Annotated in this window: 15 protein-coding genes; 6 read left to right on the top strand and 9 right to left on the bottom strand. The window is 71.4% G+C overall.

Annotated features, from left to right (window positions below):
• The first annotated feature begins 113 nt into the window (after positions 1 to 113).
• A complete protein-coding gene (locus ACFY3N_RS08160; RefSeq protein ID WP_390815794.1) occupies positions 114 to 608 on the top strand; it encodes an LURP-one-related/scramblase family protein in 495 nt (164 codons plus the stop codon).
• Positions 609 to 720: 112 nt separating this feature from the next.
• Here ACFY3N_RS08160 and ACFY3N_RS08155 read toward each other — a convergent pair whose 3' ends face one another.
• Complete coding sequence (locus ACFY3N_RS08155; protein ID WP_390815793.1) at positions 721 to 1,515, bottom strand: carbon-nitrogen family hydrolase; 795 nt, start codon at positions 1,513 to 1,515, stop codon at positions 721 to 723.
• Between the two features lie 183 nt (positions 1,516 to 1,698).
• Between ACFY3N_RS08155 and ACFY3N_RS08150 the strand changes: the two genes are divergently transcribed.
• The gene (locus ACFY3N_RS08150; protein WP_390815792.1) at positions 1,699 to 2,523 is read left to right on the top strand and encodes a maleylpyruvate isomerase family mycothiol-dependent enzyme; all 825 of its coding nucleotides are present in this window, start codon (positions 1,699 to 1,701) and stop codon (positions 2,521 to 2,523) included.
• A gap of 163 nt (positions 2,524 to 2,686) precedes the next feature.
• Here the strand turns inward: ACFY3N_RS08150 and ACFY3N_RS08145 are convergent, their stop codons facing one another.
• Both ACFY3N_RS08145 and ACFY3N_RS08140 read right to left on the bottom strand, forming a co-directional pair.
• Entirely contained in the window at positions 2,687 to 3,979 is a 1,293-nt protein-coding gene (locus ACFY3N_RS08145; RefSeq protein WP_390815791.1) for a nitrate/nitrite transporter, read from the bottom strand.
• The gene (locus tag ACFY3N_RS08140) at positions 3,976 to 4,629 is read right to left on the bottom strand and encodes a GntR family transcriptional regulator (protein WP_390815790.1); all 654 of its coding nucleotides are present in this window, start codon (positions 4,627 to 4,629) and stop codon (positions 3,976 to 3,978) included. The genes ACFY3N_RS08145 and ACFY3N_RS08140 overlap by 4 nt, the downstream gene beginning before the upstream one ends.
• A 194-nt stretch (positions 4,630 to 4,823) precedes the next feature.
• On the opposite strand from ACFY3N_RS08140, the gene ACFY3N_RS08135 reads away from it, so the two are divergent.
• Together ACFY3N_RS08135 and ACFY3N_RS08130 are read left to right on the top strand one after the other, a co-directional pair.
• Positions 4,824 to 5,723 carry a D-alanyl-D-alanine carboxypeptidase family protein gene (locus ACFY3N_RS08135; protein WP_390815789.1) on the top strand — a complete coding sequence of 300 codons (900 nt, stop codon included), beginning with the start codon at positions 4,824 to 4,826 and terminating at the stop codon, positions 5,721 to 5,723.
• Positions 5,724 to 6,034: 311 nt separating this feature from the next.
• Positions 6,035 to 7,033 (top strand): BRO family protein, encoded by a 999-nt coding sequence (locus ACFY3N_RS08130; RefSeq protein ID WP_390815788.1) that lies wholly within the window; start codon positions 6,035 to 6,037, stop codon positions 7,031 to 7,033.
• A 79-nt stretch (positions 7,034 to 7,112) separates the two neighbouring features.
• Here ACFY3N_RS08130 and ACFY3N_RS08125 read toward each other — a convergent pair whose 3' ends face one another.
• The 4 genes from ACFY3N_RS08125 to ACFY3N_RS08110 form a co-directional block, all read right to left on the bottom strand.
• Entirely contained in the window at positions 7,113 to 8,510 is a 1,398-nt protein-coding gene (locus ACFY3N_RS08125; protein ID WP_390815787.1) for a dihydrolipoamide acetyltransferase family protein, read from the bottom strand.
• A 10-nt stretch (positions 8,511 to 8,520) separates the two neighbouring features.
• Positions 8,521 to 9,513 (bottom strand): alpha-ketoacid dehydrogenase subunit beta, encoded by a 993-nt coding sequence (locus tag ACFY3N_RS08120; protein WP_390815786.1) that lies wholly within the window; start codon positions 9,511 to 9,513, stop codon positions 8,521 to 8,523.
• 1 nt (position 9,514) lies between these two features.
• Positions 9,515 to 10,741, bottom strand: a complete 1,227-nt coding sequence (gene pdhA / locus ACFY3N_RS08115) for a pyruvate dehydrogenase (acetyl-transferring) E1 component subunit alpha (protein ID WP_390815785.1) — start codon at positions 10,739 to 10,741, stop codon at positions 9,515 to 9,517.
• A 352-nt stretch (positions 10,742 to 11,093) separates the two neighbouring features.
• Positions 11,094 to 12,731 carry a protein kinase gene (locus ACFY3N_RS08110; protein ID WP_390815784.1) on the bottom strand — a complete coding sequence of 546 codons (1,638 nt, stop codon included), beginning with the start codon at positions 12,729 to 12,731 and terminating at the stop codon, positions 11,094 to 11,096.
• 346 nt (positions 12,732 to 13,077) lie between these two features.
• On the opposite strand from ACFY3N_RS08110, the gene ACFY3N_RS08105 reads away from it, so the two are divergent.
• Positions 13,078 to 14,718 carry a protein kinase gene (locus tag ACFY3N_RS08105; RefSeq protein ID WP_390815783.1) on the top strand — a complete coding sequence of 547 codons (1,641 nt, stop codon included), beginning with the start codon at positions 13,078 to 13,080 and terminating at the stop codon, positions 14,716 to 14,718.
• Positions 14,719 to 14,834: 116 nt separating this feature from the next.
• On the opposite strand, the gene ACFY3N_RS08100 is transcribed toward ACFY3N_RS08105, so the two are convergent.
• Positions 14,835 to 15,380: a bacterial proteasome activator family protein gene (locus ACFY3N_RS08100; protein WP_390815782.1), complete on the bottom strand. Its 546-nt coding sequence runs from the start codon at positions 15,378 to 15,380 to the stop codon at positions 14,835 to 14,837.
• Positions 15,381 to 15,958: 578 nt separating this feature from the next.
• Between ACFY3N_RS08100 and ACFY3N_RS08095 the strand changes: the two genes are divergently transcribed.
• Positions 15,959 to 16,270 (top strand): hypothetical protein, encoded by a 312-nt coding sequence (locus ACFY3N_RS08095; RefSeq protein WP_390815781.1) that lies wholly within the window; start codon positions 15,959 to 15,961, stop codon positions 16,268 to 16,270.
• 134 nt (positions 16,271 to 16,404) lie between these two features.
• Here ACFY3N_RS08095 and ACFY3N_RS08090 read toward each other — a convergent pair whose 3' ends face one another.
• Positions 16,405 to 17,388: an NAD(P)H-quinone oxidoreductase gene (locus ACFY3N_RS08090; RefSeq protein ID WP_390815780.1), complete on the bottom strand. Its 984-nt coding sequence runs from the start codon at positions 17,386 to 17,388 to the stop codon at positions 16,405 to 16,407.
• Positions 17,389 to 17,527: the final 139 nt, after the last annotated feature.

Here is a 17,527-nt window from a genome sequence, read left to right as displayed (position 1 = left end):
CGCACGACAGGGTGCGAGGGACGGATCCCCGCGCCCTCGTCGCGCCCGGAGCGCGTCAGTCCCCCGGCCCAACGCCCGCGTCGCGGGGGCGGGCGCGGGGAAGGGCTGGCGGCATGAGATTCCTCGTGCGCGACCGGATCCTCGGGATCGGGGACGACTACTGGATCGAGGACGACCACGGGAACAAGGTCTTCCTCGTCGACGGCAAGGCCATGCGGCTGCGGGACACCTTCGAGCTGAAGGACACCGGGGGCCGCGTCCTCATCGACATCCGCCGGAAGATGCTCGCCCTGCGCGACACGATGGTGATCGAGCGCGGCGGGGAACCGCTGGCGACCGTCCGGCGCAAACGGCTGTCACTGCTGCGCAACCACTACCGGGTGGCGCTGGCGGACGGCGGCACCGAACTGGACGTCGGCGGACGGATCCTCGACCGGGAGTTCGCCGTCGAGTACGACGGCGAACTGCTCGCCGTGGTCTCCCGGCGTCTGCTGACCGTGCGGGACACCTACGCCGTCGACGTCGTGCGCGAGGACGCGGACCCGGCGCTGCTGATCGCGGTGGCGGTGTGCGTGATCCACCTGGCGGAGAAGGAGCAGGAGGACTAGGGGGCGTCGTCCGGACCGGGCCGACTCCGGGAAACGGCGTCCTGCAGCCGGTCCGGGCGGTGCCGGGGCCCGCGATCCCGGCAAGATCCGAACGGCACCCCCTGGGTCCCGGTCAGCGGCGGGGGCGGTCCAGGCCCAGGACGCGGTCCTTGAGGGCCGGGAAGCGTTCGCGGGTGCCCGCCACCGTGGCCGGGTCGAAGTCGACGGTGAGGACCTCCTCGCCGGGGCCCGCCTCCGCCAGGACCTCGCCCCAGGGATCGACCACGATCGAGTGACCCGCCTGCGGAACCCCCGCGTGCGTCCCGGCCGTTCCACACGCGAGGACGAACGCCTGGTTCTCCACCGCCCGCGCCCGGGCCAGCAGCGTCCAGTGGGACCGGCGGCGCTCCGGCCAGCCCGCCGGGACGACGAAGGTCTCGGCGCCGGCGTCGACGAGCCCGCGGAAGAGTTCGGGGAAACGGAGGTCGTAGCAGGTCGCCACACCGACGACGGTGTGCGGCAGACGGACCGTCACCAATGTGTCGCCCGCCCCCATCAGCACGGCCTCGCCCTTGTCGAAGCCGAAGCGGTGGATCTTGCGGTAGGCGGCGGCCAGGTCGCCGGAGGGGGAGAAGACGAGCGAGGTGTTGTAGAGGGGGCCGTCCGGGTCGCGCTCGGGGATCGAGCCCGCGTGCAGCCACACACCCGCGTCGCTCGCGGCCTTCGCCATCGCCTCGAACGTCGGTCCTTCGAGCGGTTCCGCCTGCGCGGCGAACTCCTCGTACGCGAACGCGCCCGTGGTCCACAGCTCCGGCAGCACGACGAGATCGGCCCCGGCCTGATCCCGCACCATTCCGGCGACCCGACGCCGACGCGATTCGACCGATTCGCCCTCATTCACGGCGACTTGGAGCAAGGAAGCGCGCACACTACCACCGTCCTGGCATTCGACCCGCGCACACGGGCCTACGATCGTCACACGAAAGCACTGCCGGGGTGCCTCACAGCAGCGTAACTTAGCGACCCGAGATACCCACCTGGTGCAGCCACCGCCCACTGGCACCGCCGCCACAACCTGCCCGTGTACCGACCGCCGAGGGGTCCCGTTTCCGTGAGCCTGCATCCCACCCTCCAGCCCTACGCCGACGCCTGGACCCACTCCATCGAGTCGATATCCGAGCTGGTGCAGTCGCTGCCGGAGGCCGACTGGAACCGGCGGACGCCGTGCCCGGGCTGGTCGGTCCGCGATGTGGTCTCGCACGTCATCGGCCTGGACTCCGAGATGTACGGCGACCCCCGCCCCATCCACTCGCTGCCGCGCGACCTGTTCCACGTCACCAACGACCACCAGCGGTACATGGAGATGCAGGTCGACGTGCGCCGCCACCACACGGCGCCGGAGATGACCTCCGAGCTGGAACTCATGATCATCCGCCGCAACCGCCAGCTGCGGAACGAGAACCGCGAGCCCGGCGCCAAGGTGCGCGGCCCGCTCGGCACGGAGCTGACGCTGGAGGAGTCCATGCGCCGGCACGCCTTCGCCGTGTGGGCGCACGAGCAGGACCTGCGCACGGCCCTCGGCCGCCCCGGCAACCTCGACTCCCCCGGCGCGTACGTCGCCCGTGACGTGCTGCTGGCCGAGCTGCCGCGCGTGGTCGCCGAGCTGGCGCAGGCGCCGCGCAGCTCGGCCGTGGTCATCGACGTCAACGGCCCGGTGGAGTTCCTGCGCACGATCCGCGTCGACATCCAGGGCCGGGGCACCCTGGAGACGGCACCGGCCCTCGGCCCGGTCGCCGCCCTCGTCCTCGACTGGGAGACCTACGTCCGCCTGGCCTGTGGCCGGGTGACGGCGGAAGCGGTGACGGACCGGGTGAAGACGGAGGGCGACCAGGACCTGGCAGCGGCGATCCTCCGCCACTTCGCGGTCACCCCGTAGCCGGCGGCACCCCCGCCCCTCGCCACCACGGGCAGTCGTGCCGAGGGGCGGACGGGGGTCCCCGCTCGAGCGGAGCCGGGAGTGGGGGAGGGTGGGCGCGCCGGTACCCCGCAAGCACCGGGCCGCGCGGCCCACCCCCGCCCAGCCCCCACAGCGGGCGCCGTCACACGGGCACGTGCACCGAGCTCACCCGGCTCGCGACCAGCCGCTCCCGCTCGACCCGCGCCGCACGCCCCCGCAGCCGCAGGATCTGGGTGACGCCCAGCACCTGCAGCACGAACACGGACGAGAAGGCGACGCCGTAGTCGTCCCCCGTCGCGTCCAGCAGCACACCGACCGCGAACAACGTCGTCATCGAGGCCACGAAGCCCCCCATGTTCGTGATCCCCGACGCCGTCCCCTGCCGCTCGGCCGGATTCGCCGGCCGGGCGAAGTCGAACCCGATCATCGACGCCGGCCCGCAGGCCCCCAGCACCGCGCACAGCACCACCAGCAGCCACGTCGGCGCCGTGTCCGCCGGATAGACCAGGGTGGCCGCCCACACCACCGCCGTCGCCCCCACCGTCCCCAGCGCCAGCGGCAGCCGTGCCCCGTGGTGCCGGGCGATGACCTGGCCGTAGACGAGCCCGAAGACCATGTTGGACAGCACGACGAGGGTGAGCAGCTCACCGGCGGCCGCCCGGGACAGCCCCTGCGCCTCCACCAGGAACGGCATGCCCCACAGCAGCAGGAACACCATCGCCGGGAACTGGGTGGTGAAGTGCACCCACAGTCCGAGCCGCGTCCCCGGCTCCCGCCAGGAGGCGGCGATCTGACGGCGTACGTAGGCGGCGCCCTGGTGCGGAACCGGCTTCGGCCCGTACCCCTCGGGGTGGTCCTTGAGGAACAGCAGGAGCAGCACGAACACCACGACACCGGCCACCGCGCTCCCGGCGAACGCCGCCGTCCAGCCGATGCCGTGCAGCAGCCGGGACAGGACCAGCGTGGAGACGAGGTTGCCCGCCATGCCGGCCAGTCCCGCCATCTGCCCGACCAGCGGCCCGCGCCGGGCCGGGAACCACCGGGTGCCCAGCCGCAGCACGCTGATGAACGTCATCGCGTCACCGCAGCCGAGCAGCGCCCGCGAGGCGAGCGCCATGCCGTACGACGGTGAGAACGCGAAGCCGAGCTGCCCGGCCGTGAACAGCACGACACCGATGCCCAGCACCCTCTTCGTGCCGAGCCGGTCGACCAGCAGCCCGACGGGTATCTGCATGCCCGCGTAGACCAGCAGCTGGAGGATGGAGAAGGTGGACAGGGCGGAGGCGCCCACGTCGAAGCGGTCGGCGGCGTCGAGGCCGGCCACCCCGAGCGAGGTGCGGAAGATGACGGCGACGAAGTAGACCGAGACGCCGATCCCCCACACCGCGAGGGCGCGCCGTCCGCCGGGAGGATCCCCGGGCAGGGTGCCGCTCATCGCACCTCCCCCCGGGCCAGGTGGGAGAACCAGCCGACGTGCCGGTGGACGACCTCGACGGCCGCCTCCGCGTCACCGGAACGCAGCGCCCGGAGGATCTCCCCGTGCTCGGCGAGGGTCTTGGCGATGCGGTCCGGGTGGGAGTGCATCACGGCGACGCCCATCCGCAGCTGGCGGTCGCGGAGCTGGTCGTAGAGGCGGGAGAGGATCTCGTTGCCGCCGCTGCGGACGATCTCGGCGTGGAAGCACCGGTCGGTGACGGACGCCGCGGCGAAGTCGCCGGCGGCGGCCTGCTCCTTCTGCCGGGCGAGCAGCTCCTCGAGACGCTCGATGAGCCCGGGCGGCGCGGGCACGGCCTTCCTGGCGGCGTGCTCCTCGACGAGCAGCCGGGTCTCGACGACGTCGGCGATCTCCTGCGCGGAGACGGGCAGGACGAGGGCGCCCTTCTTCGGGTAGAGCTTGATCAGCCCTTCGGCCTCCAGCCGCAGCAGCGCCTCACGCACGGGGGTCCGCGAGACCCCCACGGCCTCGGCCAGCTCACCTTCGGTGAGCAGCGTCCCGCCCTCGTAACGGCGCTCCAGGACGCCCTGCTTGACGTGGGTGTAGACGCGGTCGGTGGCGGGTGGTTGCCTCACGGCGGCCGTACTCATGCGAACAGGATAGATACAACACGTACGCATGGAAGAATCCATCCACGATACGGACTCGGAGAAGTCGGAAGAGAACGCCGACTCGCGCACAACCATCCGCATGCGCCGCGCGTCAGAAAAACGCGGCCCCCTTATGGGCCGCACCTCAACTTGGCCGCAGAGCAAGGCCATTCCAGGTAATCGGGGTATTCGACTTGAAGATCGACATTCAGGGCATCCGTATCCGCAGAGCCGCCGGCGTCGCCGTGACCACCGGCGCCGTGATCGCCTCCGGAGTCCTCTACGCGGCGCCCGCGCAGGCCGCCGCCGCGCCCACGATCGTCGCCAAGGGCGGCTTCGTGATGAACAACGCGAACGGCAAGTCGCTGTACACGAAGGCGGCGGACACCCGTCGTTCGACCGGTTCGACGACGAAGATCATGACCGCGAAGGTGGTGCTGGCGCAGAAGAACCTGAACCTGGACTCCAAGGTCACGATCCAGAAGGCGTACAGCGACTACATCGTGAAGAACAACGCCTCGTCGGCGCGGCTGATCGTCGGTGACAAGGTCACCGTGCGCCAGCTGCTGTACGGGCTGATGCTGCCGTCCGGCTGCGACGCGGCGTACGCGCTGGCGGACAAGTTCGGCTCGGGCACGACGCGTGCGGCCCGCGTGAAGTCGTTCATCGGCAAGATGAACTCCGAGGCGACGAAGCTGGGTCTGAAGAACACCCACTTCGACTCCTTCGACGGCATCGGGAACGGCAGCAACTACTCGACGCCGCGCGATCTGACGAAGATCGCCAGCAGCGCGATGAAGAGCTCCACGTTCCGCTCGATCGTGAAGACGAAGAAGTACACGGCGAAGACGACGACCAAGACGGGCAGCATCCGCACGATGGCGCCGTGGACCAACACGAACACGCTGCTCAGCAGCTACAGCGGCACGATCGGCGTGAAGACCGGCTCCGGCCCGGAGGCCAAGTACTGCCTGGTCTTCGCCGCGACGCGGGGCGGCAAGACGGTCATCGGCACGGTCCTCGCCTCCTCCTCCGCCACCCAGCGCGAGAAGGACGCGAAGAAGCTCCTGGGCTACGGCTTCGGCAAGATCTGACACCGCTGAACCGGGAAAGGGGCCCACCCGCGCCGGGTGGGCCCCTTTCCCATGCCTTCGTCGCGGGAACGCCGAGAGATGTCCGAGACCGTAACCGGAGCTTACGGTCTCAGCGTTTACGCAGGTGGAGAGCGGTGCTGAGAAATGTCACCGCGCCGACGATCTCGCCGTCGCCCCGGACGCCCGCCATACACGTCGTCATGAGCCGCCGCAGCGCTTCCGTTTACTTTCGCTCGCAGTCGTGAACATCATCGAACTGGCTGGCATATGCGTTCCGCCCCGCTCTACGTTCCGCAGCGGAGGTAATTCACATGAACGAACCCAGCAAGCAGTCCGGCTCCGCCGACCGGACCGGGGCCATCGACATCAGCGACTTCGTCTACGCGGCGACCGGGGAACGGGTCCGGCGGCTGACCATGCCGAACGGAAGCCACTGGTTCCCAGCGGTGGACGTCTGCAAGTCGCTGGGATACACCACCCCCCGCAAGGCGCTCCTCGACCATGTTCCGGAGGACCATCGAGACAATCTCGAGACAGTGACTGGAAGTCACTGTCTCAGCATTCCCGCAGGTCGGAACTGGCGTCGAGACCTTCAGCTCATCGATCTGCAAGGTCTGATCCTGCTCGTCAACGCCTGTACGAAACCGGCCTGCGCACCCTTCAAACAGTGGGTGGCCGAGGTGATCGAAGCAGTGCAGCAGGAAGGGCACTACACCTTGACGGAGGCCGAGGTGCAGCCCGCCGAACCCGGCGCCCCCATCGCCTACGCCATGCCGGAGCAGGTCGCCGAGGCCATCGTCCGGCTGGAGGCGCACAACCTTCAGCTGGACGAGGAGCTGGCGAACGGGCAGCGCGAATCGATCACTTTGCAAAAAGAGATGCTGACCATGCAACGGGAGATGCTGGCCACGCAACAGGCCACGCTCTCCGTTCAGCAGTCCACCCTCGCCGTGCAGCAGGCCATGGTCCGGGCGTTGGAGCGCATCGCCGACCGGTTCGACACCCTCGTCCTCCGGCATCGGCCTCACCATGGCCACCTCGCCGCGTCGCCCACCACCGAGTCGGTACTGGCCGACTGGCGGCAGCGGTTGTCCGTGACCGAGGACGTATGGGCGGTGGCCGTGGTCATCGCCCCGGTGCTCGTCGAGCAGGGTGAGCTGCGCGAGCCGCTGGAGTCGATCGCCGCCCGTACGGGGCTTTCCGTGCGGCGCGTCAACGAGTGTCTGAGGCTGCTGCGCACGCACGCCTGTATTCGCTCGCGGGGTGGGGCCGAGGGCGGGGCGCCGGTGTACGTACTCCAGCAGGTCTGATTCCGGGACAGCAGGAGGGGCGCCGCAAAACCACGTTGCGGCGCCCCTCCTGTCCCATGAACCTAGCGGTTCGCGGGCGTCAGGCCCAGCTGATCAACCGTTTCGGGTGTTCCAGGATCGCCGCCACGTCGGCCAGGACCTTGGAGCCCAGCTCGCCGTCGACCAGGCGGTGGTCGAAGGAGAGGGCCAGGGTGGTGACCTGGCGGGGCTTCACCTTGCCCTTGTGGACCCACGGCTGGAGCTTGATCGCGCCGACCGCGAGGATCGCGGACTCGCCGGGGTTGAGGAGCGGCGTGCCCGTGTCGACGCCGAAGACGCCGACGTTGGTGATCGTGACCGTGCCCGCCTGCATCGCGGACGGGGAGGTCCTGCCCTCGCGGGCCGTGGACACCAGTTCGCCCAGGGACTCGGCCAGTTGCGGCAGCGTCTTGGCGTGGGCGTCCTTGATGTTCGGGACGATCAGGCCGCGCGGGGTGGCGGCCGCGATGCCCAGGTTGACGTAGTGCTTGACCACGATCTCCTGGGCCGCCTCGTCCCACGACGCGTTGATCTCCGGGTTGCGCCTGATCGCCACCAGCAGGGCCTTGGCGATCAGCAGGAGGGGGTTCACGCGCAGGCCCGTGAACTCCTTGTCCTGCTTGAGCTCCTCGACCAGCTTCATCGTGCGCGTCACGTCGACCGTCACGAACTCCGTGACGTGCGGTGCCGTGAACGCCGAGCCGACCATCGCCGCCGCCGTGGCCTTGCGGACCCCCCTGATCGGGACGCGGGTCTCGCGGGCGGTGTCGTACGACACCGGGGCGGCGGGAGCGGGGGCGGGGGTGGTGGCTACGGCCGCCGGGGCCGTCGGCTCCTGCGGCTCGGGCGTCACCGCCGCGTGGACGTCCTCGCGGGTGATGATGCCGTCCGGGCCGGTCGGGGTGACCGTCGCCAGGTCGACGCCCAGGTCCTTCGCCAGCTTGCGCACCGGGGGCTTCGCCAGGGGACGCGGCGCACCTCCCGCGGCGGGGGCCGCCGGGGCGTGCCCGTTCAGCTCCTGCCGGGCAGCGGTGTCCGGGGCCGGCGCCCTGCGGGGGCGGCGGCGCGTCGAGGACGTCGCCACCCCGTAGCCGACCAGGACCGGCTGGCGGGCCGCCGGCTGCTCCTCGGGTTCCGCGGCGGGGGCGGATGCGGGGGCGGAGACAGGGGCAGGGGTCTCCGCCGCCGGGGCCGCGCCGCCGGCGACCTCCACCGCGATGATGGACGTGCCCACGTCCACCGTGGTGCCCTCGGGGAAGTGCAGCTCGCGGACCACGCCGTCGTAGGGGATGGGCAGTTCGACGGCCGCCTTCGCCGTCTCGACCTCGCAGACCACCTGGCCGTCGGTGACCGTGTCACCCGGCTGGACGTACCACTTGAGGATCTCGGCCTCGGTGAGGCCCTCGCCCACGTCCGGCATCCTGAACTCGCGTACGGACGCGTTCGTCATCGTCGTCACGGCCCTCTCCTCAGTACGCCAGCGAGCGGTCGACGGCGTCGAGCACCCGGTCCAGGTCCGGGAGGTAGGACTCCTCCAGGCGGGCCGGCGGGTACGGGGCGTGGTAGCCGCCCACCCGCAGCACCGGGGCCTCCAGGTGGTAGAAGCAGCGCTCCGTGATCCGCGCGGCGATCTCCGCGCCGGAACCGAAGAACACCGGTGCCTCGTGGACGACGACCAGCCGGCGCGTCTTCTCCACCGAGGCCTGGAGGGAGTCGAAGTCGATCGGGGAGACCGAGCGCAGGTCCAGCACCTCCAGGGAGCGGCCCTCCTCGGCCGCCGCGCCGGCGACCTCCTGGCAGAGCTTCACCATCGGGCCGTACGCCGCGAGGGTGAGGTCCGTGCCCTCGCGCACCACGCGCGCGGTGTGCAGCGGGCCCGGGATCGCCTCGGTGTCGACCTCGGCCTTGTCCCAGTAGCGCCGCTTGGGCTCGAAGAAGATCACCGGGTCGTCGCTCTGGATGGCCTGCTGCATCATCCAGTACGCGTCCGACGCGTTCGACGGGGAGACCACCTTCAGGCCCGCCACGTGGGCGAACAGCGACTCCGGGGACTCCGAGTGGTGCTCCACCGCGCCGATGCCGCCGCCGTAGGGGATGCGCACGACGACGGGGAGCTTGACCTTGCCCAGCGAGCGGGCGTGCATCTTCGCGAGCTGCGTGACGATCTGGTCGTACGCCGGGAAGACGAAGCCGTCGAACTGGATCTCCACCACCGGCCGGTAACCGCGCAGGGCCAGGCCGATCGCGGTGCCGACGATGCCCGACTCGGCGAGCGGGGTGTCGATGACGCGGCTGTCGCCGAAGTCCTTCTGCAGTCCGTCCGTCACCCGGAACACGCCGCCGAGCTTGCCGACGTCCTCGCCCATGACGAGGACCTTGGGGTCCGCGTCCAGGGCGTGCCGCAGCGACTCGTTGATCGCCTTGGCCAGGGCCATGTTCTTGGATGTCACGGTCTCCGCCATGTCACTTACCCCCGTCCGCGTCCGCGAACGACGCCTGGTAGGCGGCGAACTGCGCACGCTCCTCGTCCACGAGCGCGTGTCCGTCCGCGTACACGTTCTCGAAGATGGCGAAGTGGTCCGGATCCGGCATGGCACGGACCGCTTCGCGCACTCGTTTGCCCAACGCCTCGCTCTCGGTCTCCAGTTCCGCGAAGAATCCCTCGTCCGCGTGGTTCGAAGCCTCCAGATAGCGGCGAAGGCGCAGGATCGGGTCCTTGGCCTCCCAGGCCAGGCGCTCCTCGTCGCCCCGGTAGCGGGTCGGGTCGTCGGAGGTGGTGTGCGCGCCCATGCGGTACGTGAACGCCTCGACCAGCGTCGGGCCCTCACCGGCGCGGGCCCGCTCCAGGGCCCACTTGGTGACGGCCAGGTTCGCCAGCACGTCGTTGCCGTCCACGCGGACGCCCGGGAAGCCGAAGCCCTGTGCGCGCTGGTAGAGCGGCACGCGGGACTGCTTCTCGGTCGGCTCGGAGATCGCCCACTGGTTGTTCTGGCAGAAGAACACCACCGGGGCGTTGTAGACCGCGGAGAAGGTGAAGGCCTCGGCCACGTCGCCCTGGCTGGACGCGCCGTCGCCGAAGTAGGCGATGACCGCGCTGTCCGCGCCGTCCTTGGTGACGCCCATCGCGTAGCCCGTGGCGTGCAGGGCCTGCGAGCCGATGACGATCGTGTACAGGTGGAAGTTGTTGCCGTTGGGGTCCCAGCCGCCGTTGTTCACGCCGCGGAACATGCCGAGCAGGTTGGTCGGGTCCACCCCGCGGCACCACGCGACGCCGTGCTCGCGGTAGGTGGGGAAGACGTAGTCGTCGTCGCGCAGCGCCCGGCCGGAACCGATCTGCGCCGCCTCCTGCCCGAGCAGCGAGGCCCACAGGCCCAGCTCGCCCTGGCGCTGCAGGGCGGTGGCCTCGGCGTCGAAGCGACGGGTGAGCACCATGTCGCGGTAGAGACCGCGCAGGTCGTCGGCGGTGATGCCGGCGACGTACCGGTCGAACTCGGCGTTCTTGACGCGCTTGCCCTCGGGCGTCAGCAGCTGGACGAGGGCGGGCTCGGCGCTCTTCCTGGCGCCCGCCGCCTTCTTGGTGGCGCCGGCGGCTTTCTTGGTGGTGCTGGTGGTGCGCTTGGTGCCGGTGGTGCCGGCCTTCGTTCCGGCGCTGCGTCGCGGTGTGCGCGCGGCAGTGCTCTCCACGGTCACGTGTGCTCCTCCGTCGGTCCGGCCCCCGGGGTTGCCGGTAGGCCAGTGCGGCTCACCTGTTCTCGACCACCGGGCACGGGGTGGGTGCCACTCGACCGGGAACAGGCGTGACAGGTGCCCCGGCGAGCGCCCTGCAAAAGGCACGTTACCCAGTGCTCCACATTTCTGTGAAACCCCTCTGACCTGCGATTTTGCTTGGATTTCCAAGTAAATCGGGGAAGGCGGTGAAGGCGCGCTGGTCACAGCCTCGCAGGAGGCCGGAGCAACGGCACGTTATCCCGGCCACCCCGGGCACGGGAAGGGTCGGGTTTCGTGTCGTCCGCGGGGGCGGAGCCGTGCCGCGGAGGGCGGCTCAGCCGCCCACGTTCCCGAGGGTGGTCCCGGTGTCGGTGCCCGCGTCGGTACCCGCGTCCGTGCCGCCCGCGTCGGTACCGCCCGCGTCCGTGCCGCCCGCGTCGGTACCGCCCGCGTCCGTGCCGCCCGCGTCCGTGCCACCGGCGTCCGTGCCGCCCGCGTCGGTACCGCCCGTTTCGGTCGGCTGGGTGGTGGTCGGCGGGTCGCTCGGCGCTTCCGTCTCCGTCTCCGACGGCGTCACGGGCGGCGTGTACGGCTGGTCCCAGTTCCCGCCGGATCCCGTGCCCGGGTCGGTCTCGGTCTCCGTGCCCGGGTCGGTCGTCTCCTCGGTCGCCTCGTCGCTCGGGCTCTCGCTGGTCTTCTCGTCCTCGGTGGACTGCGTCACGGACGGGGACGTCTCGGGCTTCTCCCCGCCCCCGCCTCCGCCGCCGTTCATCGCCAGCGCCACACCCGCCGCGACGGCGATCACCGCGAGCACCGCGAGGATCCACAGCTTGCCGCGACCGCTGCCCTTGTTGCCGTGCCCCTCGAAGCCGCCGTCGTCCCCGCTGCCGTACCCGGCGGGCAGGATCGGCTGCGGGATCGCCGCCGTACCGGAGACGTCCGGGTGCGGCATCGCGGCCGTGCCCGCGAAGCCGGCCGCCGGGGTGCGCGGGCCCTCGTGCGTCTCCACCGGGCCGGTGTTCCAGGTGCCGGTGTGACCGCCCTGCTCGTAGAGCATCTGCAGCGCGTACTGGATCAGTCCGCGCATCTCCTCGGCCGTCTGGAAGCGGTCGTCGGGCTCCTTGGCGAGGGAGCGCATGACCAGCCCGTCCAGCTCCGGCGGGCAGGCGTCCGAGGCCTCCGACGGGGGCGTGGGGATGTCCTGGACGTGCTGGTAGACCACCGACAGCGGCGTCTCACCGGTGAAGGGGGGCCGCAGCGCCAGCAGTTCGTACAGCAGGCAGCCGGTGGCGTACAGGTCGGACCGGTGGTCGACGGCCTTGCCGAGGGCCTGCTCCGGGGAGAGGTACTGCGGGGTGCCCATGACCATGCCGGTCTGGGTCATCGTCGTGGACGCGCCGTGCAGCGCGCGGGCGATGCCGAAGTCCATCACCTTCACGGCACCGTTGTGGGTGATGATGACGTTGGCCGGCTTGATGTCGCGGTGCACGATGCCGTGCTGGTGCGAGTAGGCGAGCGCCTCCAGGACACCGGAGACGATGATCAGCGCCTGCTCGGGGCCCGGGGCCTCGGCGTTCATCAGCAGGTCGCGGATGGTGCGGCCCTCGACGATCTCCATCACGATGTACGGCACCGACTGGCCGCCGACGACGTCCTCGCCGGAGTCGTACACGGCGACGATGGAGTGGTGGTTGAGACCGGCCACCGACTGCGCCTCGCGCGTGAAGCGCGCCTTGGAGACGGGGTCCTCGGCGAGGTCGGCGCGCAGCAGCTTGACGGCGACCGTGCGGCCGAGACGTACGTCCTCGGCGGCGAACACCTCGGCCATGCCGCCCCGGCCGAGCCTGTGGGTCAGCCGGTACCGGCCGTCGCCGACGAGCCCGCCGTTGCCCCAGTTGTCCGGCGCGTCCGAGATGCCGCCGCCAGTCGCCTCGGGGTCGGACGGGCCCTGAGCGCGCTGCTGCTGTGCCATCAGTCCTCGCCGTCGTTTCTGCCCGCGGTGCGCGCGGTGTTGTTACGGTCTTCGTCGGCCACGCTACAGCCTCAGCGTGTGCCCCCGGTCCGGGACGGGCTGCCAGCACCGGCACGAGACGGACCGGCCATGAAACCCGTACTCCGTACTGTCGTGCAAATTCCGTGTACCGGCAGTACGACCGCTGTAACGCTTCCGCGACGCTTCTTTCGCGTACGGTCACGGAACGGGCACCGCGCTTGACGTGTCAGTGGCCTGGGGCAGACTTGGCCGGGAATAGCGCATGGGATCTACGACGGATCGGCCACCGACGGCGACGCCGGAGAGGCTACGGGGGACGCGGAACATGAGCCAGCAGGGCGCACAGGGCCGAGGCGCGGGGCGGGCGCTCGCCGGCGGACGCTACCAACTGCGGGACCTGCTCGGCCAGGGCGGCATGGCCTCGGTCCACCTCGCCTACGACAGCGTGCTCGACCGCCAGGTCGCGATCAAGACGTTGCACACGGAACTCGGCCGGGAACAGGCCTTCCGCGAGCGCTTCCGCCGCGAGGCCCAGTCCGTGGCGAAGCTCACGCACACCAACATCGTCTCGGTCTTCGACACCGGCGAGGACGACGTGGACGGCATGACGACGCCGTACATCGTCATGGAGTACGTCGAGGGACGTCCGCTGGGGTCCGTGCTCGACGAGGACGTGCGGCAGCAGGGTGCGATGCCCGCCGACAAGGCGCTGAAGATCACCGCGGACGTCCTGGCGGCCCTGGAGATCAGCCACGAGATGGGGCTGGTCCACCGCGACATCAAGCCGGGCAACGTGATGATGACCAAGCGCGGCGTGGTCAAGGTCATGGACTTCGGCATCGCCCGCGCCATGCAGTCCGGCGTGACGTCGATGACGCAGACCGGCATGGTCGTCGGCACCCCGCAGTACCTCTCCCCGGAGCAGGCGCTCGGCCGGGGCGTGGACGCCCGCTCCGACCTGTACTCGGTCGGCATCATGCTGTTCCAGCTGGTCACCGGGCGGCTGCCGTTCGACGCGGACTCGCCGCTGGCCATCGCGTACGCGCATGTCCAGGAGGAGCCGCCGGTCGCGTCCTCGATCAACCGTTCATTGCCGCCGGCCGTGGACGCGCTGATCGCCCGCGCGCTGAAGAAGAACCCGAACGAACGTTTCCCCAGCGCGGAGTCCATGCGCGGGGAGTGCCTGCGGGTGGCGCAGTCCTTCCATGCGGCCCCGCCGAGCATCGTCCCCGGTACGCAGGCGCAGAGCGGCGCGGGCGTCGGTTCCGCGGTGTTCCCGCCGGTCGACCGGGCGACCCCGGCCCCCACGGGCAACGTGCAGACGCCGTACCGGCCGACACCGGCACCCCACCCGTACGGCACCCCGGCGCCGCCCGCGCCCTCCCCGGCGTACGGCTACCCGCAGCAGGCCGGCTACCAGCCGCACGCCCCGTCGCCGTACGCGCCGCAGCCGGGGCCGCAGACCCCGCCGCCGTACGACCTCACGCCCCGGACGTCCGGCCCGGGCGGCGGCCGGAACAAGCCGGTGGTCATCGGGTCGATCGTCGTCTCGCTCGTCGCCGTCGGCGGGCTGATCGCGGCGCTGATGACGAACGGCGGCGAGGAGGACCCGCAGGCCGGCGGCGACGGCACCGCCTCTGCGTCGGCGTCGGCGAGCACGGCGGCGGGCTACCGCGGGCCCGACACGTCGAAGACGATCGACACGGAGGAGTGCGAGGAGCCGGAGGAGTCGTACAACGACCCCGACAAGATCCGGATGCCGAACTTCAAGTTCAAGTACATCGGGTCGGTCAAGGAGTGCTTCCAGGCCGCCGGCTGGGGCGACTTCAAGGTCCTCGACGTGGACGAGAACACCTACGGCGAGGGTTCCGTCCGGGACCAGTTCCCGCCGGCGGGCACGGACGTCGACCCCGAGGACATGCCGCAGATCACGCTCAAGGTCTCGACGGGCAACCCCCCGTCCTGATCCCGGCCGTGCGCGTTCGCGGCGAAGGGGCCCGGCATCCGATGCCGGGCCCCTTCGTCATCCGTGTCGTCCGTGTCGTCCGTTTCTTTTTCTCCCGGGCGGGGACGGCGGGGCGGTCACAGGTACGGGCCGCCCGAGCGGCCGCCCAGGTGCGAGTCCTCCTGACCGTCGCCGACGCCCGGCGGAAGGGCGCGGCGCATCTGCTCCAGCTGGGCGCGCGCGGCCATCTGCTGGGCGAAGAGCGTGGTCTGGATGCCGTGGAACAGGCCCTCCAGCCAGCCCACCAACTGGGCCTGCGCGATCCGCAGCTCGGCGTCGCTCGGGGTGGTCTCGTCCGTGAAGGGGAGGGAGAGCCGCTCCAGCTCCTCGACCAGCTCCGGGGCCAGGCCGTCCTCCAGTTCCTTCACCGAACTGGCGTGGATCTCCTTGAGGCGGACCCGGCTGGCCTCGTCCAGGGGAGCCGCGCGCACTTCCTCCAGCAGCTGTTTGATCATGCTGCCGATCCGCATGACCTTCGCCGGCTGCTCCACCTGTTCCGTGAGCGGGGTCTCGCGGGAGTCCTCGTCTCCGGCGCCGGCGCCGGCGCCGAGCGCCATGCCGTCCTGGCCGACGACCAGGATCTGCGGATTCTCCGGCGACCGTTCGTTCCTCGGCATCTCCATGCCGCCATTGTCGCGCACGGCCGTGTGCCGTTTCGGCGGTGCCCCCGGAAGCGGGGGTTCTTCCGGGGGTCCCCCTGACGGGCGCATCCGGAATGCCGGAAACATCCTGGAATGACAGGCTGTTGGGCGTCCATCCGGCCCATCTTGCCGACGGTGCGACCGAGCACCGGTCGGCGCGGGAGGTCACGGTCGTGACTCCATGGCTGCGTGCAGTGGGGACGACGGTTGTTCTGGTCACGGGGGCGGCGGTGATGCCGTACGGCCCTGCCGCGGCGTCCCCCGGCGCGGAGGTGACGTACGGGGTCGGCGCCGTCCCCTCGCCCCCGTCCCCGTCGTTCCCGTCGTCCACTTCGTCCTCGTCGTCCCCGTCATCGCCCCGGTCGTCGCCCTCCGGGGAGCCGTCGCGGGCCGGGGGCCGGCCGGGTGAGGGCCGGGACCGGCCGGGTGAGGACCGGGGCCGGCCGGGTGAGGACCGGGACCGGCCGGGGCGGCACGAGAGGGTCGAGAGGGAGGCGCGGGAGGCGCGGGAGCATGGGCACGGCGGCCGGGACGGTGCGGACGACGGGGACGCGGATGCCGTGCCCCGGAAGCCCGAACGCGCCGAGGGCGTGCGCGAGCGGCCGGACGCGGCCGGCGTGCCGCGCCCGGAGAACGACGGGACCGTGACCCGGGCACCCGGCGAAGGCGACACCGTCCCGCGGACCCCGACGTCGCAGGCGGCGGTTCCGGTGCCCTCGGCGACCTCGCGGGCGGCGGAGCCGGACGCGGCCGCCTCCGCCGAGCCCGTGCTGCGCATCCTGCCGCTCGGCAGCGGTCTGATGCTCATCGGACTCGGCTTCGGCCTCGCCTTCGTGGCCCTGCGCATGCGCCAGGGGCGCGGCACGTCCTGAGCGCCGGACGGGGTCCTGACGGGCCGGGGCGGCACGCGCGGGGCGGTGCCGCACCGGGCGGGAACCCGCCCCGCAGGACGCGGCCGGCATGCCGCGCCGGAAGCGGGGGCGGACCCCGGCCCGGCCGTCCGGAATCAGTTCGGCGTGATCAGCAGGACCTTGCCGATGTGGCCGCTGTCCTCCACGACCCGGTGGGCGGTGGCCGCGTCCGGCATCGGGATCTCCCGGTCGACGACGGGGCGGACCCGGCCGTCGGCGACGAGCGGCCAGACGTGTTCCCGTACCGCCGCCACGATCGCCGCCTTCTCCTCCAGGGGCCGGGCGCGCAGCGAGGTCGCGCTGATGGCGGCGCGCTTGCCGAGGAGGGCGCCGATGTTCAGCTCCCCCTTCACACCGCCCTGCATGCCGATGATGGCGAGCCGGCCGTTGACGGCGAGGGCCTGGACGTTGCGGTCCAGGTACGCGGCGCCCATGTTGTCGAGGATCACGTCCGCGCCGGCGCCGTCGGTGGCCTTCTTCAGCTCGGCGACGAAGTCCTGCTCACGGTAGTCGACCAGGATGTCGGCGCCGAGCTCGGCGCAGCGCTCCAGCTTCTCCGCGGTGCCGGCGGTGACGGCGACCCGCGCGCCGACGGCCTTGGCGAGCTGGATCGCCATCGTGCCGATGCCGCTGGAGCCGCCGTGCACGAGAAGGGTCTCGCCGGGGCGGAGGTGGGCGACCATGAAGACGTTCGACCAGACCGTGCAGACGACCTCCGGGAGCGCCGCGGCCCGGTCGACGGTGAGCCCCCGGGGGACGGGCAGCAGCTGCCCGGCCGGGACGGCGACCTTCTCCGCGTAGCCGCCGCCGGCGAGCAGCGCGCAGACCTCGTCGCCGACGGCCCATCCGCTCACCCCGTCGCCGAGCGCGGCGATCCGTCCGGAGCATTCGAGGCCGGGGTAGGGGGAGGCGCCGGGCGGGGGGTCGTAGAAGCCCTGCCGCTGGAGGATGTCGGCCCGGTTGACGGCACCGGCCACCACCTCGACCAGGACCTCGCCGGGGCCGGCCACGGGGTCGGGGACCTCCTCCCACACCAGCGCCTCGGGCCCACCGGGTTCGGGAATCGTGATCGCATACATGAGGGGGACGGTACTCCTGGGGTGTGGTGGGTCCGGTGCACCGCGTCCCACGACCCGGGTCGCCCCTTTCCTCGGCCGCGGGACCGGTCCCCGGACATCCTCGTGCGGGAGCGATGAGTTCGGGCGATCGTAAAAGTCT

This window comes from Streptomyces sp. NPDC000348 (assembly GCF_042898795.1).
Classification (GTDB): domain Bacteria; phylum Actinomycetota; class Actinomycetes; order Streptomycetales; family Streptomycetaceae; genus Streptomyces.
Note: the sequence above shows the minus strand (reverse complement) of the source record. Positions and strands in the feature narration are given on the sequence as shown.